This is a genomic window from Streptomyces hokutonensis (genome assembly GCF_000376565.1).
GTDB lineage: Bacteria > Actinomycetota > Actinomycetes > Streptomycetales > Streptomycetaceae > Streptomyces > Streptomyces hokutonensis.
Map to the genome: position 1 here is coordinate 200,752 of NZ_BARG01000018.1, position 22,015 is coordinate 222,766.

The window sequence follows — 22,015 nt, forward strand, 5'->3', positions numbered from 1 at the left end:
CCTTCGTCGGCTCGGTGTCGACGAGAAGGCTCAGTGGATCTCACCAACTTGGCGCGGCGCGGGCAGGTCCTGAGGGTGAACAACGGCGGACGGGCCGAGGGAGCGTTCCATGACCCGGGCCAGGTGACGGGTGAAGACCTCCTGTGCGTCGGGGGTCAGCGTGCGCAGCGCGATCAGCGCGGTGATGACGACGTCGCACAGTTCGGCCCGCACGTCGTCCCAGGTGTGGGTGACGCCCTTGCGCGGGTTCTGGCCGGTCACCCCGATCACCGCCTCGGAGACCTCGCCGACCTCCTCGGACAGCTTCAGGATGCGGAGGAGGAGCCCCTCCCGGCCGTCGAGGGGACTGTTCGTGTCCACCCAGGTCCAGAGGTCCTCGATACCGGTCCAGAGCCCGGTGGGCTGGTCCTTCTGATCACTCATGGACCCAGCCTGCCATCAGGTCCCTACTCGTCGAACAGCGTCTCCTGCTCGAACACCGCCGCCTCCCGCACCCGCCGGTTGCGCAGGCCCACCACCACGGCCGTCGCCGCCCCGGTCACCGCGAGCGCGGCCGGGACCATCCAGTCCCGGTTCACCGCGTGGCCGAGCGCGTGGTCCAGGGAGAGACGGCCAGGGCCCGTGATCGCGAGGCCGGCCACGGTCAGGGCGAGGGAGGCCGCGTACTCGTAGCCGCCGCCCGCCGCGAAGAAGCCGTTGGGCGCGTGCACGGCGGTCGCGCCCGCCATCGCGCCGGCCGCCGCGGCGCCCGCCGCCGGGGTCGCCAGCCCCAGTGCCAGCAGGGCACCGCCACCCGCCTCCGCGAGGCCGGCCATCGTGGCGCTCCGTCTGCCGGGGGAGTAGCCCATCGCCTCCATGGCCGCGCCGGTGCCCTCGATCCCGCCCCCGCCGAACCAGCCGAACAGCTTCTGCGAGCCGTGCGCGGCCAGCACCCCGCCGGTACCCAGCCGGAGCAGCAGCAGGCCCAGATCTTGTCGGTCGTAACAGGTCATGGTGACTCCCCGGACGGACGGCGCGGACGGTCCCTCCACCGTCGCACCTCCGACCTGCGACGGGCTCGCCCGGACAGCCGTTCGGGTGGCGGCCCCCACGGAACGGTGTGAGTCTGGCCCGCATGACGATTCAGCCAGCCAAACTCAGCGATCCGGCCGTCCGGGCCTTCGTCAGCGCCGTCAACGCCCATGACCGCGACGCCTTCCTGGCGCTGCTCGCGCCCGGCGCGACCATGGCCGACGACGGCTCGGACCGCGACCTCGACGAGTGGATCGACCGGGAGATCTTCTCCTCCCACGGCCACATGGAGGTCGACCGCGAGTCGAACGGCGGCCGGGCCCTCGTCGCCCGCTACTCCAACGACGCGTGGGGCGAGATGCGCACCCGCTGGAGTTTCACGGTCGGCGAGGACGGCAGGATCGCCCGCTTCGAGACCGGGCAGGCCTGACCGACGTAAAAGGCACCGCCCCGATGTAAAAACCCTTGCCTTGGTGTGCACTCCAACTCCTAGTGTCCGCAGGCATGGAGACGAACAGCAGGACCCTGGGACGCAGTGGCATCGACGTGAGCGCTCTCGGCTTCGGCTGCTGGGCCATCGGCGGGGAGTGGCAGGACACGAGCGGGCAGCCGCTGGGCTGGGGCAAGGTCGACGACGAGGAGTCCGTACGGGCCGTCCGGCGCGCCCTCGACCTGGGGGTCACCTTCTTCGACACCGCCGACACCTACGGCGCCGGGCACAGCGAGCGCGTCCTCGGCCGGGCGCTCGGCAAGCGCCGCGACGACGTGGTCCTCGCCACCAAGTGGGGCAACGTCTTCGACGAGGAGACCCGCACCCTCACCGGCTCCGACGACTCCCCGGAGTACGCCCGCCGCGCCCTCACCGCATCGCTGGAGCGGCTCGGCACCGACCACGTCGACCTGTACCAACTGCACCTGTCCGACGCCGACTTGGGCCGCGCAGCCCAACTCCGGGACCAGTGCGAGGAGTTCGTGAGCGAGGGGCTGATCCGGGCCTACGCCTGGAGCACCGACGACCCCGCGCGCGCCGCCGTGTTCGCCGAGGGGGAGCACTGCGCCGCCGTACAGCACGCGGCGAACGTGTTCCAGGACGCGCCCGAAATGTTCGCCCTGTGCGAGGAGTTGGGGCTCGCCAGCATCAACCGCAGCCCGCTCGCGATGGGACTGCTCACCGGCAAGCAGGCCGCCGGGCGGACGCTGGAGGCCGGCGACATCCGCAACACCCCGCCCGCCTGGATGCAGGGCTTCAAGCAGGGCGCCGGGGCCGACGAGGACTGGGTCGCCCGGGTGGACGCCCTGCGCGAGATCCTCACCTCGGAGGGCCGTACGTCCGCGCAGGGCGCCCTCGCCTGGCTGTGGGCGCGCAGCCCGCGCACCGTGCCGATCCCGGGCTTCCGTTCGGTCGCGCAGGCCGAGCAGAACGCGGGCGCGATCGCGAAGGGGCCGCTCAGCGCGGGGCAGTTGGCGGAGATCGATCGGGTGCTGGGGCGGTAGGCGGTCCAACGGGAGGGCGACAGCGGGCGGCCGGTCCCTGCTGTGGGGGAGCGCGGGCGCGGCGGCGGAAGAGCGGCTCACCGCCGGGCGGTCGGCCTCGGCCGTACGGGAGCGTCGGGGTGATCGCCAAGGGGCCGCTCACCGCCGGGCGGTCGGCCTCGGCCGTACGAGAGAGAACGCCGGGGGGATCGCCAAAGGGCCGCTCACCGCCGGGCAGTTGGCCGAGATCGGCCAGGTGCTCGGGAGGTGAACGGCCCCGACGGGGTCGACAGGCGGGCTCAGTAACCCTGGTTGCCGTGCTGTGCGTACTGCTGCTGGGGAGTGAACTGGCCGTTGCCCCGGCCCTGTTCGGTCAGCGTGATCTGGCCGGCCTTGATGGTGGCCAGGCGCGGTGCGCGGCGGGCGATCGACGAGTCGTGGGTGACCATGATGAAGGTCAGCCCGTACTCGTGCCAGAGGCCTTCGAGCAGGCCCATGATGTCGTCGCGGGTGCCCTCGTCGAGGTTGCCCGTGGGCTCGTCGGCGAGGAGCACCTTCGGCTTCTTGACCAGCGCGCGGGCGATCGCGACGCGCTGCTGCTGGCCGCCGGAGAGCTCGGAGGGGGCGTGCTTGAGGCGGTCGCCGAGGCCGACCGAGGTCAGCGCCTCGGCGGCCCGCTCGCGGCGCTCGGCCGGCTTGACGCCGAGCGGGACCAGGGCCGTCTCGACGTTCTCCTGCGCGGTGAGCGTCGGGATGAGGTTGAAGGACTGGAAGATGATGCCGATCTTCTCGGCCCGCAGCCGGGTCAGCTTGGCCTCGCTGATGGTGGCGAGGTTGACGCCGTCCAGCTCGACACTGCCCTCGGAAGGGCGGTCCAGGCCGCCGATCATCTGCAGCAGCGTCGACTTGCCGCCGCCGGTGGGGCCCTGGATGACGAGCTGGTCGCCGTCCTCGATCGTCAGGTCGACGCCGCGCAGCGCCTCGACCGTCTCCTTGCCCCGCGTGTAGCGCTTGGTGACGCCGGTGAGCTTGTACATGGGATCTCCGTCGATACGTCGGTGAAGAAGAGGGTCGGGGCGCCGCCACCCGGGGGGAGTGGAGGCGGCGCCCCTGTTCAGGGGGGTACGGCCGGTCTACGACACGCTGCGCAGGGCGTCCGCCGGGCGCATCCGGGAGGCGCGCCAGCCGCCCATCGCGCCGGCGATCAGACCGCCGGTGACGGCCAGGCCCACCGCGAGGGCGATCGTGGTCAGCGAGACCGGCGCGTTCAGCGCGATCTCCAGGGTGTTCTGGGTGGCCTGCTGGCCGGGACCGCCCTGACCGCCGCCGGGGCCGCCCTGGCCGCCACCGCCGGTGCTGCCGAGCTGCGCGGTCAGCTTGGGGCTGATCGCGGTGACCGTGTAGGCCGCCGCGAGGCCCAGCGCGATACCGAGACCGCCGCCGATCAGACCGTTGACCATGGACTCGCCGACGACCTGCCGGGTCACCTTGCGGCTCGGCCAGCCGAGCGCCTTCAGGGTGCCGAACTCACGCACCCGGCGGGACACCGCGGAGGAGGTGAGCAGCGCGGCCACCAGGAACGCGGCGACGAGGACCGCGATGGACAGCCACTTGCCGACGCTGGTCGCCAGGTTGGAGGCGGTGGACAGCGAGCCGGAGACGGTGGAGGCGAGGTCGGCGGAGGTGGTGACCGTCGTACCCGAGATGTTCTTCTGGATCGTCGACTTGACGGCCGAGATCTGCTTGGAGTCGGTCGCCTTGACGTAGATCGTGGTGACCTTGTTCTTCGAGTCGCCCAGCGTCTGCGCCTGCTTCAGCGGCAGGTACACGTCGATCGTGGACTCGCTGCTGTTGGGCGTCGCGATGCCGATGACCGTGAACTTGGTGCTGGAGATCTTGAAGGTCGAACCGACCTTGTACTTCTTCGACTTGGCGTAGGACGCGCTGACGACGGCGACCTTCGCGTTGGTCTGCGAGGCCGTGAACGTCTTGCCGGAGGTGATCTTCGAGGTGGACAGCGGGCCGAGCGTCTGGTTGGTGACGTCGATGCCGGCGACCGAGTACGAGTTCACGTTGAAGTTGGCGCCGCCGCCCTGGACCTGGGGCGCGCCGGTGCTGCTGGTTCCGCCACCGCCGCCGGGGCCGCCCTGCTGCGAACCGGAAGAGGAACCGGACGTGGTGGTGGACTTCGCCTTGCCCTGGGTGAAGGAGCCGTCGACCTTGGTGACGTTCAGGGTGAGCGAACCGACCGCGCTCGACACGCCCTTCTGCGCGGCGACCTTGGTGACCAGGGAGGACGCGAGGACCTGACCGCCCTGCGTGTTCACCCGGTCCGAGCTCTGCGAGCTGCTGCTGGAGGAGGTGGCGCCGAACTTGAAGCTGGGACCGCCTGAGGTGCCGGCCTTGGGGGCCGACTGCGCCTTGGTCACGGTCATGTCGGTTCCGAGACCGTAAAGAGACTTGAGGACCTTGTCCTGAGCCTGATTCATGCCGGCCGACACCGAGTTGACGGTGATGACCAGCGCGATACCGAGCGCCAGACCCATGGCGATGACCAGGGCCGCCTTCTTGCGCCGGCTCAGCTCGCGCTTGAGATAGATGCCAAACATCCCATTCCCCAAAGGTTCTTGGCGCCCGCTGTGGGCGCGGCCACAAGCTATGGAGAAACCTTTGAGTCGACCTGAGTAAAGGATGTGTCTGGCCTGAGAAAAAGACGCCCGAAATCAGAATTGTGTCAGACAGCTCATTCCTAAGCTGTGGAGGGCTTCCTGCCAGGAAACCCCAGTTCAATGGCGTGTTGGTGTGGGGTGCCGCGCCTTCGCAGCGGCTTCTTTTCGCCACCCCCGCCGTGCACCGTCCGGCTCCGATTTTGTACGGTCCCGGGATGCGCGATTCCTCTCGGCTCACCCGGCGTGCCGCTCTCGGCCTGACCGCCGCCGCCCTTCCCGTGGCAGCGGCCACTCCAGCGTCCGCGGCGACAGCGATAGGCGGTGAGCGTCTGGCCCGCGACGGGATCCAGCTGAGTGGTGCCACCGGTCTGCCCAAGAAGCTCACCGCCCGTTCCTGGCTCGTCGCCGACCACAGGACGGGCGAGGTGCTCGCCTCGTACCGCGCGCACCAGCGCCTGGCGCCCGCGTCCACGCTGAAGATGCTGTTCGCCGACACCGTGCTGGGGAAGTTCGAGAAGACCCGCACCTACCGGGTCACGGACGCCGACCTCGCCGACGTCCCCTCCGGCTCCAGCATGGTCGGCGTCAAGCCCGGCATCACCTACACCGTCCACCAGCTGTGGCAGGGCGTCTTCCTTCGCTCCGGCAACGACGCCGTGCATGTGCTGTCCCACATGAACGGCGGGATCGCCAAGACGGTCGCCGAGATGCAGGCCAAGGCGAAGGACCTCCAGGCCCTGGACACCCATGTGGTGAGCCCGGACGGCTTCGACCACCCCGGGCAGGTCTCGTCGGCGTACGACCTCACCCTCTTCGCCCGGCACGGCCTGCACGACGACGACTTCGGCGCCTACTGCTCCACCAGGACCGCGAACTTCCCGGCCGGCGGCAAGAAGACCTTCCAGATCCAGAACACCGACCGCCTGCTCACCGGCGCCTACGGACTGCGCCCGTACAAGGGCATGATCGGCGTCAAGAACGGTTACACCAGCCACGCCGGCAACACCTTCACCGGCGCCGCCACCCGCGACGGCCGCACCCTGCTGGTCACCGTGATGCACCCGGCCAACGGCGGCAACGAGGTCTACAAGGAGACCGAGGCACTGCTCGACTGGGGCTTCGACAAAGGGAGTTCGGCCCAGGCGGTGGGCACGCTGGTCGAGCCGCTGAGCGAGGGCGGGGCGAGCGCGAGCCCGACACCTTCGGGGAAGGGCGCCAAGGGGGCGCCGGGCGCCACTGGCGCGGCCTCGGCGGAGGACGGTGCCTCGCCGTGGCGGCTGCTGGAGGGCGCGGCCGGGACGGTGGTCCTGCTCGCGGGCGGCGCGTTCGCGCTGCGCCGGCGGCGGGCGGCCGTAGCGGCGGCGAAGTCCCGGGAGGACGACGGGAGTTGAACTGTGCGACAGCCGTTCCACCGCCCGGTGCGAAACCCCGCGGTCCCACGCGAGGTCCACCCCCACCCGGGCAGTGGAACGGCTGTCGCCTCCCCCCTCGGGTTGGCCTGCGGAAGCCGTGTGCTCCAACTGTGAAGCTTTGGTGGAGAAGAGTTGAGCATAAGTCAGTAACCGGGCGCAATGGTGCGGACGGTCAAATTCCGTTTGTGCAACTTGCCTCAGCCACGGCCCACATACGGCATCGAGGTCGCCAACACCGTCGCGAACTGCACATTCGCCGCCAACGGCAGCTCCGCCATGTGCCGCACCGTGCGCGCCACATCCGCGACATCCATCACCGGTTCCGGGGCTACCACCCCGTTGGCCTGCAAGGCCCCGGTCTCCATCCGCCGCGTCATGTCCGTCGCCGCGTTCCCGATGTCGATCTGCCCGACCGCGATCGAGTACGGCCGCCCGTCCAGCGACAGCGACTTGGTGAGCCCCGTCAGTGCGTGCTTGGTCGCCGTGTAGGCCACCGAGTGCGGCCGGGGCGCATGCGCGGAGATGGACCCGTTGTTGATGATCCGCCCGCCCTGCGGCGCCTGCTCCTTCATCTGCCGGAACGCCGCCTGCGCGCACAGGAACGCCCCGTTGAGATTGGTGTCCACCACGTGCCGCCACGCGTCGTAGGGCAACTCCTCCACCGGCACCCCGCCGGGCCCGAACGTCCCCGCGTTGTTGAACAGCAGGTCCACCCGCCCGAACCGCTCCACGGTCGCCGCGAACAGCCCGGCCACGTCCTCCGGCCGCGCCACATCCGTCGCCACGGCGACGGAGGCACCCTCGGGCACCAGCGCGGCCGTCTCCTCCAGTGTCCCGGTGCGGCGGCCGGCCAGCGCCACCGACCAGCCCGCGCGCAGCAGTTCCACGGCGACCGCGCGGCCGATCCCGGAGCCCGCGCCGGTCACCACCGCGATCCTTGATTGCTCAGCGTTCATGGACCGCAGCCTACGAGCCGGAGTCAGCCCTCCTGCGGGTACCGCACCCCGATCCGCTCCCGCACCGCGTCCAGCGTGCGCATCACGGCGAGGGTGCCCTCCAGCGGCACCAGCGGCGACTCGGTCTCCCCGGCCCGCAGCGCCCGCATCACCTCGGCCGCCTCGTGCCGCAGCGTGTTGCGCGGCCCGTCCGCCGGGTCGAGGACGAACTCCTCGGGGTCACGGCCGTCCCGGTGCAGCACGAACCGCTCCGGGTGGAAGAAGCCGTCCGGGATGTCGATCCGGCCCAGCGAACCGGTCACCGACGCCGAGGTCCCCGTACCGCCGACGATCGAGCAGTGCAGCGCGGCCAGCGCGCCGCTGTCCCAGGAGAACAACGCCGCGGTCTGGAGGTCGGCGCCCTCGGCGGACAGCACGGCCGACGCCTTGATGTCGGCGGGCTCACCGAGCAGCAGGTGCGCGAACGACACCGGGTACACCCCGAGGTCCAGCAGCGCGCCCCCGCCCTGCGCCGGATCGCGCAGCCGGTGCGAGGGCGGGAACGGCCCCGCGAGCCCGAAGTCGGCCTGGACGGTGCGCACTTCACCGATCGCACCGTCGTCGACGAGGGCCTTCAGCCGCCGTACCAGCGGATTGCAGTACATCCACATGGCCTCCATGAGGAAGCTGCCGCGGTCGGCCGCCAGCGCGACAAGTTCGGTCGCCTCACGGGAGTTGAGGGTGAAGGCCTTCTCGACGAGCACGTTCCGTCCGGCCTCCAGACAGAGACCGGCCGCCGCGCGGTGCGCCGAGTGCGGGGTGGCGACGTAGACGACATCGATGTCCCCGTCCGCCGCCAGCGCGGCCCAGTCGCCGTAGGCCCGCTCGATCCCGAACCGTTCCGCGAACGCCTTCGCCGACTCCTCCGTCCGCGAGGCCACCGCGACCACCTCGGCGTCCGGCAGATCGACCAGCGCCGCCGTGAACGCGGCGGCGATCCCGCCGGTCGCCAGGATCCCCCAGCGCACGTTCTCTTCCGTCATCGCGGCCCCACCCTCGCTCACCAGTACCTCGGCACCCTGTACGAGCTGAGAGCATAGGTGGCGGACCAGCCAGGGAGGGAGGGGCACATGCCCGAGCAGAGGGCGCAGGCGCAGTCCGCGCCGCAGTCCGCCGTACCGTCGTCGCTGACGGCGACCCGCCGCGCGGGCCTCCTCGTCGTCCTCATCCTCGGCGGCCTCACCGCGACCCCGCCGCTGTCGATGGACATGTACCTCCCCGCGCTCCCGGCGGTCACCCGCGCCCTGCACGCGCCCGCCGCGACCGTCCAGCTCACCCTCACCGCGTGCCTCGCCGGCATGGCGCTCGGGCAGCTCGTGGTCGGCCCGATGAGCGACCGCTGGGGCCGCAGACGCCCGCTGCTGACCGGCCTCGCCGTCTACGTCGTCGCGACCGCCCTGTGCGCGGTCGCGCCGAACGTGGAGTTCCTGGTCGCCTTCCGCCTCCTCCAGGGCCTGGCGGGCGCGGCCGGAATAGTGATCGCGCGGGCGGTCGTCCGCGACCTCTACGACGGCGTCGCGATGGCCCGCTTCTTCTCCACCCTCATGCTGGTCTCCGGGGTCGCCCCGATCGTCGCGCCGCTCGTCGGCGGCCAGATCCTGCGGGTCACGGACTGGCGGGGCGTGTTCGTGATCCTGACCTTCGTCGGGACGGCCCTCGCGGTCCTCGTCTGGACCCGCCTCCCCGAGACCCTCGCACCCGCCGACCGGCACGTCGGCGGCACCGGCGAGGCCCTGCGCTCCATGCGCCGCCTCCTCGCCGACCTCCCCTTCACCGGCTACATGCTCACCGGCGGCTTCGCCTTCGCCGCCCTGTTCGCCTACATCTCCGCGTCCCCCTTCGTCGTCCAGGAGATCTACGGCGCCTCCCCGCAGACCTTCAGCCTGCTGTTCGGCGTCAACTCGGTCGGACTGGTCGCGGTCGGCCAGATCAACGGCAAGCTGCTGGTCGGCCGGGTCTCCATGGACAAGGTGCTGGGGGCGGGCCTGGCGGTGGTGGTAGCGGCGGCGACGGCCCTGCTCCTGATGGCGACGGGCGTGTTCGGTGAGGTGGGCCTGCTGCCGGTGGCCACTGCGCTCTTCGTCCTCATGTCGGCGATGGGCGTGACCCTCCCCAACGCCCAGACCCTCGCCCTCATGCGCACCAAGCACTCCGCGGGCTCCGCCTCCGCACTGCTGGGCACCTCCTCCTTCCTCATCGGCGCGGTCGCCTCCCCCCTCGTCGGCATCGCGGGCGAGCACACCGCCGTCCCGATGGCCGTCGTCCAGTTGGCGGCCGCACTGGTGGCGGTGGCCTGCTTCGTGGGAATGTGCCGTCCCTGGAACACCCGTACGACCGCGGAGGGAGTGGCGAGCTGAGCGCCCCGAGACTGCGCAGCGACACACCGGAACGAGCGGGCCTCGACCCCGGGGAACTCCGGCACCTGATCCGGGAGGTCCACGACCTCACCACCGGCGACCGCCCCTGGGCGGCGGGCACCGTCGTGGTCGCCGGCCGCGGCCCGGTGATCGCCGTGGAGGAGGCGGCGGGCTGGGCCGTACGGTATTCGGCCTACGACCCCGAGACGGACGCGGGTGTGGAACTGCCGCCGTCCTCCCGCGTCCCGACGACGGTGGACACCCCCTTCGACCTGGCGTCCCTCACCAAACTCTTCACCTCGGTCGCCGCGATGCAGCAGATCGAGCGGGGCACCCTCGGCATCGACGCCCGCGTCGGCGCCTACCTCCCGGACTTCCGCGCCGCCGCCCGCCACGACATCACCGTCCGCCAACTCCTCACCCACACGTCGGGCCTGCGCCCCGAACTCCCGCTGTACGACTGCGCGGACGACGCGGAACGCCTGGCGATGCTGCGGGCGGAGGCGCCGGTGCGGGAACCCGGCGAGTATCTGTACTCGGACCTGAACCTCCTCCTGCTCCAGTTCGTCCTGGAACGCGTCAGCGGCCGCACCCTCGACGTCCTCGTCCACGACGGCATCACCCGCCCCCTCGGCATGACCTCCACCGACTTCGGCCCCTGCCCCGACGCGGCGGCCACCGAGGACCAACGCCGCCCCTGGGCCAAGGCGGACCGGGGCATGCTGCGGGGCGTCGTCCACGACGAGAACGCCTGGGCACTGGGGGGCGTGGCGGGCCACGCCGGCCTCTTCTCGACGGGCCGAGACCTGGCCGTCTTCTGCCGCACGCTGCTGGCCGGGGGCTCCTACGGCCCCGCCCGCATCCTGGGCGCCGACTTCGTGGAGCTGATGCTGACCCCGCCGGGGCTCGGCTTCGCCGTCGACCAGGCCTGGTTCATGGGGGAGTTGGCGGGGCGGGGGGCGGTGGGCCACACGGGCTTCACGGGAACGTCGCTGGTGCTGGATCCCGGGACGGACACGTTTTTGGTGCTGCTGGCGAACACGGTGCATCCACGGAGACGGGGGGCGGACAGCGGGCCACGGGCGGCGGCGGGGACGCGGGTGGCACGGGCGGTACGCGGTTTCTGAGGCTCACCGTTCGGCGCGCCGAGTCGGCGGGCCGTGCGGGGCTTCGGGCGTCCGGCTTTCGCCCCGCTGAGTGGGCGGGTTGTGCGGGGCCTTGGGCGTCTGCCGGTTGGCGTGCCGGGCGGGCCGAGAGGGCGGGGCGTGTCGGCCTTGGCGTATGCCTCTCGCTTCGCCTCGTCGGAGGGTCACGTGAGGTCCTGGCCGTGTGCCTCGTGACCTGCCGAGTGGGCGGGCCGTGTGGGGTTTCGGGCGTATGGCTTTCGCCCTGTCGAGTGGGCGGTCTGTGTGGGGTTTTGGGCGTCCGCCTCGTGACCTGCCGAGTGGGCGGTCTGTGTGGGGTTTTGGGCGTCCGCCTTGTGACCTGTCGAGTGGGCGGTCTGTGTGGGGTTTTAGGCGTCCGCCTCGTGACCTGCCGAGTGGGCGGTCTGTGTGGGGTTTTGGCCGTCCGCCTTGTGACCTACCGAGTCGGCGGCCCGTGTGGGGTTTTCGACGTCCACCTCTCGACTCACCGAGTCGGGTGGTGGGTGGGCATAGGTCCGGGGGTCTGGGGGCGGAGCCCCCAGGGGCGGCGGCACCAGCACCGGGCCACTTAGAATCGGCGGGTGAACGACCCCGTGGCCCCGGCCGAAACCCTCCGTACCGCTCTCGCCGCGCTGCTGGCCGGGCTTCCGCCCAGGCAGGCTGCCGGTGCTGTGGAGCGGCTGATCGGCAAGTATCGCGGGGCCACTCCGACCGACGCCCCGATTCTCAGGGACCGTGCGGATGTGGTCGCGTACGCCGCGTATCGGATGCCGGCGACTTTCGAGGCCGTACGCTCCGCGCTGGACGCGTTCGCCGACGCCGTACCCGGCTGGGCTCCGCAGGGGCATGTGGATGTCGGCGGTGGTACCGGGGCCGCGACCTGGGCCGTCACCGCCACCTGGTCCGGTGACCGCCCGGTGACCGTACTCGACTGGGCCGAACCCGCACTCGCCCTCGGGAAAGAGCTCGCCGCCGCCGACCCCGGCCTGCGCAACGCCAGTTGGCGCCGCGCTCGTATCGGCTCCGCGCTCACCCTCGACCCCACCGACCTCGTCACCGTCTCCTACGTCCTCAACGAACTCACCGTCCCCGACCGCGCCGCCCTCGTCGACGCCGCCGCGTCCGCCGCCCAGGCCGTCGTGATCGTCGAGGCCGGCACCCCGGACGGCTACGCCCGCGTCATCGAGGCCAGGGACCGGCTGATCGGCGCCGGGTTCCACATCGCCGCCCCCTGCCCGCACAGCGCCGCCTGCCCGATCGTCCCCGGCGAGGACTGGTGCCACTTCTCGACCCGGGTCAGCCGTTCCTCCCTGCACCGCCAGGTGAAGGGCGGCTCCCTGCCGTACGAGGACGAGAAGTTCAGCTACGTCGCCGCCACCCGCCTCCCCGTCGAACCCGCCCCCGCCCGGGTCGTACGGCGCCCGCAGATCCGCAAGGGACAAGTACTCCTCGACCTCTGCGAGAGCGACGAGCACCTCCGCCGTACGACGGTCACCAAACGCCACGGCGACCTGTACAAGACGGCCCGCGACGCTAGCTGGGGCGACCCCTGGCCCTCGTAGCGCCGTAGCGCCGTAGCGCCGTAGCGTCCCGGCGTCGTAGGCCCGAAGGTCGTAAATCACGGCAAATCGTCCGATAGGCGGTGATCCGGGTCTCGGTGTGTCTCGTCCCACCTACCCCGCATGTGGGGTACCGCCACCCGGGGCGCAGGATGGTGCGACGATGGGGGAGGTTCTCCGTACAACAACAGGACAAGAACAGCAGGGCGACAACAGCGAGGCGAGGAGATAGATGAGCGCGACGTTCGGTGGCCGGACCGGTCGGCAGGGCAGACTCTCCTCGTGGCTGCGCGGACGCCGCCCGCAGGACGAGGCCGCCGACGGCAGTGAGCGCGAGGCGCTGCTGCTCGCCGCCGCCGGAGCGGGACTGCCGCTCGCGCCCGCCGCGCACCCGGCCCCGGGCTACCGATGTTCGTGCGACCGCGTGGGCTGTCCCACCCCCGCCCGGCACCCGGTGTCGTTCGCCTGGCAGACGCAGTCCACGACCGACCGCGCGCAGATCGAGCGCTGGGCCCGCCATCAGCCGCAGGCCAACTTCATCACCGCGACCGGCATGGTGAACGATGTCCTGGACGTCCCCCTGGAGGCCGGCCGCGAGGCGCTGGAGCGGCTGCTCGCCGCCGGTATCGAGGTCGGGCCGGTCGCCGCGAGCGACGACGGACGGCTGCTCTTCTTCACCCTCACCCGCGGCACCCCCGAGGACGAGGACGAGTGGTGGCCGTGCGAACTGGACTGCCACCCCGAGACGATGGACGAACACCCGGGACTGCGCTGGCACTGCCGGGGCTCCTACGTCCTCGTCCCCCCGGCCCAACTGCCGGGCGACAACCAGTCGGTGCACTGGGTACGCGGCCCCGAGCATCCGCTGCCCGACCCGCTGACCCTCCTGGAAACCCTCACGGACGCCTGCGCCCGCCACGCCGGGCAGGAACCCGACCACGCCAACGCGGCCTGGCCGCTGGGCCGTTGACCGCCAGGAGTTCTTGACCGCCTGATCGTCAGCCGCCCTGCGCGGAGGTCAGCCCCTCGATCCGGCCCAGCACCGACACCTTGCCGCCCCGCTTCGGGTCCAACGCCACCTGGTTGGACATGAGTTGGAGGGTGAGGGACTGCTGCACGGCGCCCGTCGTCAGCGCCTGCACGTCCTTGTTCTGGGCCGGCACCGAGGTACCCGTCGCCGCGGTCTCCTTCTGGAAGTAGCGCGTCGTGTAGAACACCAGCGCCCCGCCGTCCGCCGTGCGCAGCGCCAGCGGCGCGTAGTCGCCGTTCGTCACCGGTTCGTCGAGGAACTGGACGGCCAGACCGGGCTTGGTGGCCTTCTCGCGGTCCGCGCGCCACGCGCTGGTGTGCGCGCCGTCCGCGAAGTCCGTCCCGCCGCTCTTCAGATACGTCGCGTAGCGCTTGCTCAAGTCCCCGGGCGCGACGGCGAGTTCGGCCGCGTTGGCGGGCACGGCCTCGGCCCAGCCGTCCTTGTCGGTCCTGAACTTCGGTACGGAGGCGGGCGCGAGCAGGGTCAGATACGCCACCTGCCACGGCTCGGACAGGTCGTTGCGGGTGAACACCAGCAGCCAGCGGGCGCTGCCGCCCTTGTTGGCGGCGGCGTCGGCGAGGAACCAGCGCGGCCAGCCGGCCTTCTTCGGGATGGTGAACTTCGCGTCCGTCAGCTCCAGCGGGGCGTAATTCGGGTTTCCCGACGGGTAGTTGGTGTGCCCCGCCTTCAGTCGCGCCGCGTCGATGTCACCGAGCGCGCCGGTGACATGGGCGGCGTCCAGGGAACTGTCGTACGCCTTGTCCGCCGCGTTGTACGCGGTCGTGAACTGCTGGAGCGCCTTGGCGGCCTCGGCGCGCGTGGTGGCCGGGAGGACCTCGCGTTCCCCGTGGACCACCACGCATCCGCTCGCCGTCAGCGACAAAGCGGTCATCGAGGCCGCTATGAGTACGCGCCGGTCAAGCCTGCGGAGCCTTCGAGGGCTGCGATCCCTGCTCATCAGGTGTCTTCACCTTCCCCTTCCCGGAGGCGAACCCTACCGGGACGAAGAACAGGGTGAGCGTGGGGACCAGGTACAGCAGCCACACCGTGATCTGGAGCACGGTCGGGTCCGGCTGGAAGTTGAAGACGCCCTTCAGGAGGGTGCCGTACCAGCTGTCCGGCGGGATCGTGCCACTGATGTCGAAGGCCTGATGCGTCAACCCCGGGATCCAGTCCGCCTCTTGGAGGTCGTGGAAGCCGTAGGCCAGCACGCCCGCCGCGACCACGACCAGCATCGCGCCGGTCCAAGTGAAGAACTTGGCGAGGTTGATCTTCAGGGCGCCCCGGTAGAACAGCCAGCCCAGGAACACGGCGGTGGCCAGACCCAGGCCCACGCCGACCAGCGGGCGCGGGGTGCCGTCGCTCGCCGCGTGCACCGACGCCCACACGAACAGCGCGGTCTCCAGGCCCTCGCGGCCGACGGCGAGGAACGCGGTGGCGACCAGCGCGCCGGTGCCCATCGCGAGGGCCGCGTCCAGCTTGCCGTGCAGTTCGGACTTGAGGTGCCGGGCGGTGCGCCGCATCCAGAACACCATCCACGTCACCAGACCGACCGCGAGGATCGACAGCGAGCCGCCGAGCGCCTCCTGCGCCTGGAACGTCATCTCCTGGGAGCCGAATTCGAGCGCGCAGCCGAAGCCCATCGCGATGAGCACCGCGGCGGCGATGCCGATCCAGATCGGCTTCAGCGCGTCGCGCCGCTCCGTCTTGACCAGATAGGCGATCAGGATGCAGACGACGAGGCTGGCCTCCAGGCCCTCGCGCAGACCGATCAGATAGTTGGAGAACACGGTCTACGACTCCTTCGCTTCCTTGGCTTCCTTGGAGAACAGCGTGCTGCCCCACCAGTCGTCCTTGTCGCGGACGCCCGGCGGAACGGCGAAGACCGCCGAACCCACGTGCTGGATGTACTCGTTGAGCGCGTCGGTCGCCGACAGCCTGCGCTGCAGCGGGATGAACCCCTTGCGGACGTCGCGCTGGTAGGCCAGGAAGAACAGGCCCGCGTCGAGCCGGCCGAGGCCGTCGGTGCCGTCGGTGAAGGAGTAGCCCCGGCGCAGGATGGTGACCCCGCCGTTGGAGTCGGGGTGCGCGAGCCGGACGTGCGCGTCGGGCTTCATCGCCTTCAGGAACGGCGCGTCGTGCTCCTTCGCCTTGCCGACCGGCGCGCCCTCGCCCTTGTCGCGGCCGAAGACGTCCTCCTGCTCCTGGAGCGAGGTCCGGTCCCAGGTCTCGATGTTCATCCGGATGCGCCGGGCGACGAGATACGAACCCCCGGTCATCCAGGCCGAGTTCTCGCCGACGTCCCCCTCGCCGACCCACACGAACTTCTTCAGCCGGTCCGTCTCGGTGCCCGCGATATTGCGGGTGCCGTCCTTGAACCCCATGAGATTCCGGGGGGTTTGGGCACCCGGCGTGGTCGACGACGTCTTCCCGAAGCCGAGTTGGGACCAGCGGATGGCGACCTTGCCGAAGCCGATCCGGGCCAGGTTGCGGATCGCGTGCACGGCGACCTGCGGATCGTCCGCACAGGCCTGGACACAAAGGTCGCCGCCCGTACGGGACTTGTCGAAGTTGTCGCCGGGGAACTGCGGCAGGTCGACGAGCGCCTCGGGACGGCTGTCCTCGAGCCCGAACTTCTCGAAGAACGACGGCCCGAAGCCGATGGTGAGGGTCAGCCGCGAGGGTTTCAGCCCCAGCGCCTCACCGGTGTCGTCCGGCGGCGCCTCGGCGAGCCCGCCGTAGGCACCGTCGCCGACCGCGTGCCCGCCGGTCATCCGCCGGGCGGCGGCCGTCCAGTCCTTCAGCATCTGCACGAACTCGGCGCGGTCGTCGGTCTTCACGTCGAACGCGGCGAAGTGCAGCCGGTCCTGCACGGGCGTGGCGATGCCCGCCTGGTTGGCGCCGTGGAAGGCGACCGCGGCACCGGTGTCGGCGCCCGCCGGATCGACGTCCTCGCCGACCCGGGTCATCGCCACCGCGCCACCGGCCGCGACGGCACCGAGCGCGAGCCCGGCACCGCCCCAGCCGATGAGCGAACGACGGGAGGGGCTCTCGGATTTCGGGGTTTCGGCCATGGTGATCGCCTACTTCACAACGGCGGCGGCGAGCTTGGACAGCGGCTCCGCGAGCGCGTTGACCGCGTCCGACAGTTCCTTGCGCTGGTCCGCGGTGACCTTGTCGTACGACACGAAGCCGTCCGAGGTCGACGTGGAGCGGTACTTGTCGAGCAGCGTGTCGATCGCGGCGAACTGCTTGTCCAGCTCGGCGGTCAGCGCCGCGTCGTTCTTCTGCGCGACCGGCTTCAGCAGCTCGTACGCCTTCTCCGCGCCGTCGACGTTGGCCTTGAAGTCGCTCAGGTCGGTGTGCGAGTAACGGTCCTCCTCGCCGGTGACCTTGCCGGTGGCGACCTCGTCGAGGAGTTCCTTGGCGCCGTTGGCCATGGAGGTCGGGGTGATCTCCGCCTTGCCGACCCGCTTCTGCCAGTCCTTCAGGTCGGTGAGCAGCTCATCGGCCAGTGCCTTCTGCTCGGCGCCGACCTTCTTGTCCACCCACAGGGCCTTCTCCAGCGCGTGCCAGCCGGTCCACTTCTGGCCCTTCTCCAGGTCGTTGACGCGGGTGTCGGTCTTGGGGTCGATGTCCCCGAACGACTCGGCGATCGGCTCGGTGGTCTCCCAGCCGACGCGGGAGGGGGCGTAGGCGTTCTTGGCGGCCGTGATGTCACCGGCCTTGATGGCGTTGACGAAGGTCTCCACCTTCGGGATCGTCGCGTCGGCCTCGCTCTGCGCGTACTCGCGGTAGGCGGCGACGGCGGCGTCCAGCTTCGGATCACGCTTGGCGACGCTTCCCCCGGTGACGGTCAGCTTCTGCCGAACGCCGTGCCCCTTCATCCCGGGCCGGCAGGCGATCTCGTACGACCCGGCCTTCACCTCGGCGGTGAGCGTGTACTTCGTCCCCGGGCCGATGTTCTCCTTCTCGGAGACGATCCGGTCGTCCGGGAAGAGGATCTCGACCTCGGTCGCCTTCGAGCCGGTGTTCTCGATCTTCAGCGTGACCTGGCCTGCCGGTATCGACTTCGTCGAGGTCGTGCACTTGGAGTCGGCCGCGGTGACCTGGATCGCGTCACCGTCCTTGGCGTCGCTCTTCGCGGTGCACGCCGTGACGGCGGTCAGTGCGGCCGCGGTGGCGACAGCGGTGACGACGGGAAGTCGGACGGCACGCATGCAGGCTCCAAGCGGGAGTGTCTGGTGAGGCGGTGTGGTGAGGCTGCCCTAACTTACCTGAGGCTTACCTCACTCATACCCGCCCGGGTGGGTATTCACTGCCCACAGAAAAATCACAGACACGGCTTGATCTCGATGGCGAAAAATGAATGCCAAGGAGAAGTCAAGAAAAAGTCAAGCGAGCCGTCGCGGGGCCACGACGGCCACCCCCGTGCGCGGATGCGGAAACACCTCAACCGGCTGGTCGTAGACGTCCGAAAGCAACGCCTCGGTGAAAACCTCCTCCGGCGGACCGTCCGCGGCGACACGACCGGCGCGCAGAATCGCGACCCGGTGCGCGTAGGCGGCGGCCAGCGCGAGATCGTGCAGCACCACGACCACCGCGTCCCCCGCGTGCGCCCTTTCCCGGCACAGCCGCAGCACCAGTTCCTGGTGCCGGAGGTCCAGCGCGGCCGTCGGTTCGTCCAGCAGCACCAGCGGCGCCCGCTGCGCGAGCACCCGGGCGAGCGCGACCCGGGCCCGCTCGCCACCACTCAGCGCCGAGAACGGCCGTGGCGCGAAGTCCGTCACCTCCGCCCGCGCCATCGCCTCCGCGACGGCGAGATCGTCCTCGGCGGGGGTGCTCGCGTGCGGCGCCCGCCCCATCCGTACGACCTCTTCGACGGTGAACGGAAAGGACAGCGTGGCCGATTGGGGGAGTACGGCGCGACGCAGGGCGAGTTCGGGAGCGGACCACTCGGCGGCGGGCCGACCGTGGATCCGTACGACCCCTGCGGCGGCCGGAAGATCCGCCGCGAGCGCCCCCAACAGGGTTGACTTACCGGCCCCGTTGGGCCCGACGAGCGCCAGCACCTCACCGGCCCGGACGCACACGGAGACGCCGCGCAGCACGCTGCGCCGGCCGAGATCGAGGTGCAGGTCCTCGGCCTCGGCGAGGATGTCGCCCGGCTCGGCGTGGGCGGGAGGCTCGGGGCGACTGCGGAGGAGTCTCATGCGCGGGCTCCGAGGGTGGGAGGGGTGAAGGTTGTTCGGCACCGCCGGGATGGTTCGCGGGGGCTGAGCGCCGTTGCGGCGGAGAAGAGTCGGCGGGCGGAGGCAAGTTGGCGGGTGGAGGGGAGTTGGCGCGCGGTGGAAAACTGGCGGCCGGAGCAGAAGGGGCGCGGGGAACTGCGCGACCAGCCCCCACCGGCCCGCACCCCCCAAAGCGCATCCAGGGGCAGTGTCGGCCGGGAAGCGGGAAACGGGCCGACGGAGAAGAACGGGCGGTCGGAGTAGAAGGGGCGCGGGGAACTGCGCGACCAGCCGCCACCGGCCTGCACTCCCCAACGCACATCCAGTGGCAGTCTCGGTGGGACCCGGTTCACGCCCAGCCCCCCTGCCCGCGCCGCGCCCTCCGCAGCAGCCAGAAGAAGAACGGGCTCCCGATCAGTGCCGTCAGAACCCCCAGCGGGAGCTCCGCCGGAGCCGCGACCGTGCGGGCGGTCAGGTCGGCGCCCAGGAGCACCAGCGCACCCAGCAGCGCACTCGCCGGGATCAGAAAGCGGTGCCCCGGCCCCGCCGCCATCCGCAGCAGATGCGGTACGACCAGGCCGACGAAACTGATGATCCCGGAGAGGCTGACCGCCGCCGCCGTGAGCAGCGCGATGACCAGGACCAGGACGACACGGAGCCGTTCGACGTCAACTCCCAAGTGGCGCGCGGGGCGTTCACCGAGGGCCAGCAGGTCCAGCCGGCCGGCGTACAGCGGCGCGAGGGTCAGCCCGACCACCGCGCACGGCAGGACCGCGAGGACCTTCGGCCAGGTCGCCTGGGAGAGCGAACCGAGCTGCCAGAAGGTGATCTGGTTGACGGCCGCGGTGTCCGCGAAGAACAGGAACAGACCGATCAGCGCCCCCGCGAACGCGTTCACCGCGATCCCCGTGAGGATCAGCGTCACGACCTCCGTACGACCGCCCGAGCGCGACATCGCGTAGACCAGCAGAACCGTCGCGAGCCCGGAGACGAACGCCACGGCGGACACCGTCCACGTACCGAGGAAGTCCAGCCCGAGCGCGATCACCGCGACCGCGCCCACCGCCGCCCCCGAGGACACCCCGATGACCCCCGGTTCGGCGAGCGGATTCCCGAACACGCCCTGCATCAACGCCCCCGCGCAGCCGAGCGAGGCCCCGACGAGCAGCGCGAGCACGATCCGGGGAAAGCGGACGTTCCACAGGACCGACTCCGGTACCCGCCCCAATGCGCCCCCGCCGAGCCCCAGTCGGTGCTGCACGGAGGAGAGGACATCACCCACCGGGACGGGGTACGCGCCCAGTCCCGCGGCCACCGGCACGAGAACGAGCAGGGCGAGGACCAGCCCGGCGGTGAGCAGCCAGGCGGTGCCGTACTTGCGTCTCACTTGGTGTCGTCCCCGTACAACTGGTGCACGATCGACCTGAGTACCTGGTCGGTGCGCGGCCCGTAGTTGAGCAGCACCCCGTCCTCGACCGACACGACCCGCCGGTCCATCCCGGCCGGGGTCTGCGCGACTCCAGGGATCTTCACCAGCCCGTCGAGCCCGCCGACCGACTCAAGTCCCTTGGTCATGACGAGAATCGCGTCCGGCGCGGCCTTCGCGAGCGCCTCGGTGGTGATGGCCGTGAAGTCCTGTTCCAGCCCGGACTCCGCGCCCGCGTCGACCGCCCCGGCCGCCTCCAGGAGCGAGGTCGCGCCCGAGCCCTTGCCGCCGATGAGATACACGGACGCGGACCCGCGCAGATAGAGGAACGCGACCCGTGGCTTCTCCTCGCGCGCCGGAATCGCCTTGCGTACGGCGGCGATCCGGTCCTCCGAGCGCTTGGTCAGCTCCTTGCCGGCCGCCGGTACACCGAGCGCGTCGGCCACCGCCCGGATGCGCGGGCCGACATCCGCCAGCCCCTGTGCCGGATCGACGACCAGCACCGGGACGCCTCGACGGCGACACCGGCAAACTGACGGCGGACGTGACGAGCCTGGGCGAGAAGTCCGAAGAGGTGGTCCTGGCCGACCTGAAGGCGGGTTCGACCGACCTCACCGCCAAGAACGACGTCATCACCCTCGACGACGTCACCACCACCCTGACCGCAGCCGGCGCGAAGGCCTTCGGCGGCTTCTACGAGACCGGTGCGACCCTCGACCCGCTGAACCTGACGGTGGCGCTGACCGACGACGCCGACCTCCCCTCGGACGACCCCTCGTCGACGACCGGTACGGGCTCCTCCGACAACTCCGGTACGACAGGCTCGACTTCGGGCGGCGTCACCGGCTCCACGACAGGCAGCACGACCGGCTCCCTCGCCTCGACGGGCTCCGGCATACCGGCGACGGCCCTCGGCACGGCGGCCGCGGTCACCGTGGCGGCGGGCGCGGGCGTGGTCTTCGCGATGCGCAGACGGCGTACGGAGGCGTGAGCCTGTGCCGGGGCGGTCCCGTACTCGATGCACGGGACCGCCCCGACGGGTGTTTCAATTCCCTCGTGACCGACTACGACGTACTGCGTGTCTTCTGCGGCCCAAGTGGCGGATACGGCAACGAACTCGGCGTCGTCCGCGAGGGTTCCGTCATGCCGGACCCGGACGAGCGACAGGTGTTCGCCGGGAAACTCGGCTTCAGCGAGACGGTGTTCGTCGACGACCCCGAGCGCGGGGTCATCGACATCTACACGCCCACCCTGCGCCTGCCCTTCGCCGGTCACCCCTGCGTCGGCACGGCCTGGCTCCTGGACATACCCGAACTGGTCACGCCCGCAGGCATCGTGGGCGCCCGTCTCGACGGCGAGTTCAGCTGGATCGAGGCCCTCCCGGAGTGGGCCCCGCCGCGCACCCTCCGCCAGTACGCCACCGCCTCCGAGGTCGACGCCCTGCCCGTGCCCCCGCCCGGCGAGTGGATCTACGCCTGGGCCTGGGAGGACGAGGCGGCCGGCCGTATCCGTGCCCGCGCTTTCCCCGGCCGCGACGACGGCATCCACGAGGACGAGGCGACGGGCGCGGCGGCACTGCTGCTGACCGACCAGCTGGGCCGCGCCCTCAACATCGCTCAGGGTGCGGGGTCGCAGATACTCACGGCTCCGCAGCCGGGGGGTTGGGTGGAGGTCGGCGGCCGGGTGTTCCTGGAGCGCTAGCCCGCG

General features: G+C 71.0%; 21 protein-coding genes and 1 pseudogene. 9 read left to right on the forward strand and 13 right to left on the reverse strand.

All coding sequences use genetic code 11. The annotated features are described in order from the left end of the window. Positions 1-30: 30 nt before the first annotated feature. On the reverse strand, positions 31-423 hold the full coding sequence (locus SSP08S_RS09035; RefSeq protein WP_019067259.1) for a MazG-like family protein: 393 nt from the start codon (positions 421-423) through the stop codon (positions 31-33). Positions 424-446: 23 nt separating this feature from the next. Then, positions 447-992 (reverse strand): DoxX family protein, encoded by a 546-nt coding sequence (locus SSP08S_RS09040; RefSeq protein WP_019067260.1) that lies wholly within the window; start codon positions 990-992, stop codon positions 447-449. Positions 993-1,114: 122 nt separating this feature from the next. On the opposite strand from SSP08S_RS09040, the gene SSP08S_RS09045 reads away from it, so the two are divergent. Further along, entirely contained in the window at positions 1,115-1,441 is a 327-nt protein-coding gene (locus SSP08S_RS09045; protein ID WP_019067261.1) for a nuclear transport factor 2-like protein, read from the forward strand. 74 nt (positions 1,442-1,515) lie between these two features. Continuing rightward, on the forward strand, positions 1,516-2,505 hold the full coding sequence (locus SSP08S_RS09050) for an aldo/keto reductase (protein WP_019067262.1): 990 nt from the start codon (positions 1,516-1,518) through the stop codon (positions 2,503-2,505). Positions 2,506-2,783: 278 nt separating this feature from the next. Here SSP08S_RS09050 and SSP08S_RS09055 read toward each other — a convergent pair whose 3' ends face one another. Together SSP08S_RS09055 and SSP08S_RS09060 are read right to left on the reverse strand one after the other, a co-directional pair. Then, complete coding sequence (locus SSP08S_RS09055; RefSeq protein ID WP_019067263.1) at positions 2,784-3,521, reverse strand: ABC transporter ATP-binding protein; 738 nt, start codon at positions 3,519-3,521, stop codon at positions 2,784-2,786. Between the two features lie 96 nt (positions 3,522-3,617). After that, entirely contained in the window at positions 3,618-5,093 is a 1,476-nt protein-coding gene (locus SSP08S_RS09060) for an ABC transporter permease (protein WP_019067264.1), read from the reverse strand. A 275-nt stretch (positions 5,094-5,368) separates the two neighbouring features. Here SSP08S_RS09060 and SSP08S_RS55045 point away from each other — a divergent pair, with 275 nt between their 5' ends. Further along, positions 5,369-6,544, forward strand: coding sequence for a D-alanyl-D-alanine carboxypeptidase family protein (locus tag SSP08S_RS55045; RefSeq protein ID WP_019067265.1), 1,176 nt, complete (start codon positions 5,369-5,371; stop codon positions 6,542-6,544). A 218-nt stretch (positions 6,545-6,762) separates the two neighbouring features. Here the strand turns inward: SSP08S_RS55045 and SSP08S_RS09070 are convergent, their stop codons facing one another. Both SSP08S_RS09070 and SSP08S_RS09075 read right to left on the reverse strand, forming a co-directional pair. Next, positions 6,763-7,521, reverse strand: coding sequence for an SDR family oxidoreductase (locus SSP08S_RS09070; protein WP_026178323.1), 759 nt, complete (start codon positions 7,519-7,521; stop codon positions 6,763-6,765). 23 nt (positions 7,522-7,544) lie between these two features. Then, positions 7,545-8,543 carry a Gfo/Idh/MocA family protein gene (locus tag SSP08S_RS09075; protein ID WP_019067267.1) on the reverse strand — a complete coding sequence of 333 codons (999 nt, stop codon included), beginning with the start codon at positions 8,541-8,543 and terminating at the stop codon, positions 7,545-7,547. Positions 8,544-8,630: 87 nt separating this feature from the next. Here SSP08S_RS09075 and SSP08S_RS09080 point away from each other — a divergent pair, with 87 nt between their 5' ends. The 4 genes from SSP08S_RS09080 to SSP08S_RS09095 all read left to right on the forward strand — a co-directional run bounded on the left by SSP08S_RS09080 (position 8,631) and on the right by SSP08S_RS09095 (position 13,591). Further along, entirely contained in the window at positions 8,631-9,917 is a 1,287-nt protein-coding gene (locus SSP08S_RS09080; protein WP_019067268.1) for a multidrug effflux MFS transporter, read from the forward strand. Then, positions 9,869-11,044 (forward strand): serine hydrolase domain-containing protein, encoded by a 1,176-nt coding sequence (locus SSP08S_RS09085; RefSeq protein ID WP_019067269.1) that lies wholly within the window; start codon positions 9,869-9,871, stop codon positions 11,042-11,044. The genes SSP08S_RS09080 and SSP08S_RS09085 overlap by 49 nt, the downstream gene beginning before the upstream one ends. A gap of 599 nt (positions 11,045-11,643) precedes the next feature. Continuing rightward, positions 11,644-12,624 carry a small ribosomal subunit Rsm22 family protein gene (locus SSP08S_RS09090; protein ID WP_019067270.1) on the forward strand — a complete coding sequence of 327 codons (981 nt, stop codon included), beginning with the start codon at positions 11,644-11,646 and terminating at the stop codon, positions 12,622-12,624. A gap of 229 nt (positions 12,625-12,853) precedes the next feature. Continuing rightward, positions 12,854-13,591 carry a bifunctional DNA primase/polymerase gene (locus tag SSP08S_RS09095; RefSeq protein ID WP_019067271.1) on the forward strand — a complete coding sequence of 246 codons (738 nt, stop codon included), beginning with the start codon at positions 12,854-12,856 and terminating at the stop codon, positions 13,589-13,591. A gap of 28 nt (positions 13,592-13,619) precedes the next feature. Here the strand turns inward: SSP08S_RS09095 and SSP08S_RS09100 are convergent, their stop codons facing one another. The 7 genes and pseudogenes from SSP08S_RS09100 to SSP08S_RS55050 form a co-directional block, all read right to left on the reverse strand. After that, complete coding sequence (locus SSP08S_RS09100) at positions 13,620-14,609, reverse strand: SCO2278 family lipoprotein (RefSeq protein WP_078532383.1); 990 nt, start codon at positions 14,607-14,609, stop codon at positions 13,620-13,622. Beyond that, a complete protein-coding gene (gene efeU / locus SSP08S_RS09105) occupies positions 14,569-15,441 on the reverse strand; it encodes an iron uptake transporter permease EfeU (RefSeq protein WP_019067273.1) in 873 nt (290 codons plus the stop codon). The genes SSP08S_RS09100 and efeU overlap by 41 nt, the downstream gene beginning before the upstream one ends. 3 nt (positions 15,442-15,444) lie before the next feature. Continuing rightward, complete coding sequence (gene efeB, locus SSP08S_RS09110) at positions 15,445-16,725, reverse strand: iron uptake transporter deferrochelatase/peroxidase subunit (RefSeq protein ID WP_019067274.1); 1,281 nt, start codon at positions 16,723-16,725, stop codon at positions 15,445-15,447. Between the two features lie 9 nt (positions 16,726-16,734). Next, the gene (gene efeO / locus SSP08S_RS09115; RefSeq protein WP_019067275.1) at positions 16,735-17,871 is read right to left on the reverse strand and encodes an iron uptake system protein EfeO; all 1,137 of its coding nucleotides are present in this window, start codon (positions 17,869-17,871) and stop codon (positions 16,735-16,737) included. Positions 17,872-18,045: 174 nt separating this feature from the next. After that, positions 18,046-18,864: a heme ABC transporter ATP-binding protein gene (locus SSP08S_RS09120; protein WP_019067276.1), complete on the reverse strand. Its 819-nt coding sequence runs from the start codon at positions 18,862-18,864 to the stop codon at positions 18,046-18,048. 367 nt (positions 18,865-19,231) lie between these two features. Continuing rightward, a complete protein-coding gene (locus SSP08S_RS09125; protein WP_019067277.1) occupies positions 19,232-20,269 on the reverse strand; it encodes a FecCD family ABC transporter permease in 1,038 nt (345 codons plus the stop codon). Continuing rightward, positions 20,266-20,829, reverse strand: a pseudogene (locus SSP08S_RS55050) (heme/hemin ABC transporter substrate-binding protein); the annotation flags it as partial. The pseudogene SSP08S_RS55050 and the gene SSP08S_RS09125, both read right to left, overlap by 4 nt. 23 nt (positions 20,830-20,852) lie before the next feature. Here SSP08S_RS55050 and SSP08S_RS09135 point away from each other — a divergent pair. After that, positions 20,853-21,299, forward strand: a complete 447-nt coding sequence (locus SSP08S_RS09135; RefSeq protein WP_019067279.1) for an HtaA domain-containing protein — start codon at positions 20,853-20,855, stop codon at positions 21,297-21,299. 65 nt (positions 21,300-21,364) lie between these two features. Next, positions 21,365-22,009, forward strand: a complete 645-nt coding sequence (locus SSP08S_RS09140; protein ID WP_019067280.1) for a PhzF family phenazine biosynthesis protein — start codon at positions 21,365-21,367, stop codon at positions 22,007-22,009. The last annotated feature ends 6 nt before the right edge of the window (positions 22,010-22,015 follow it).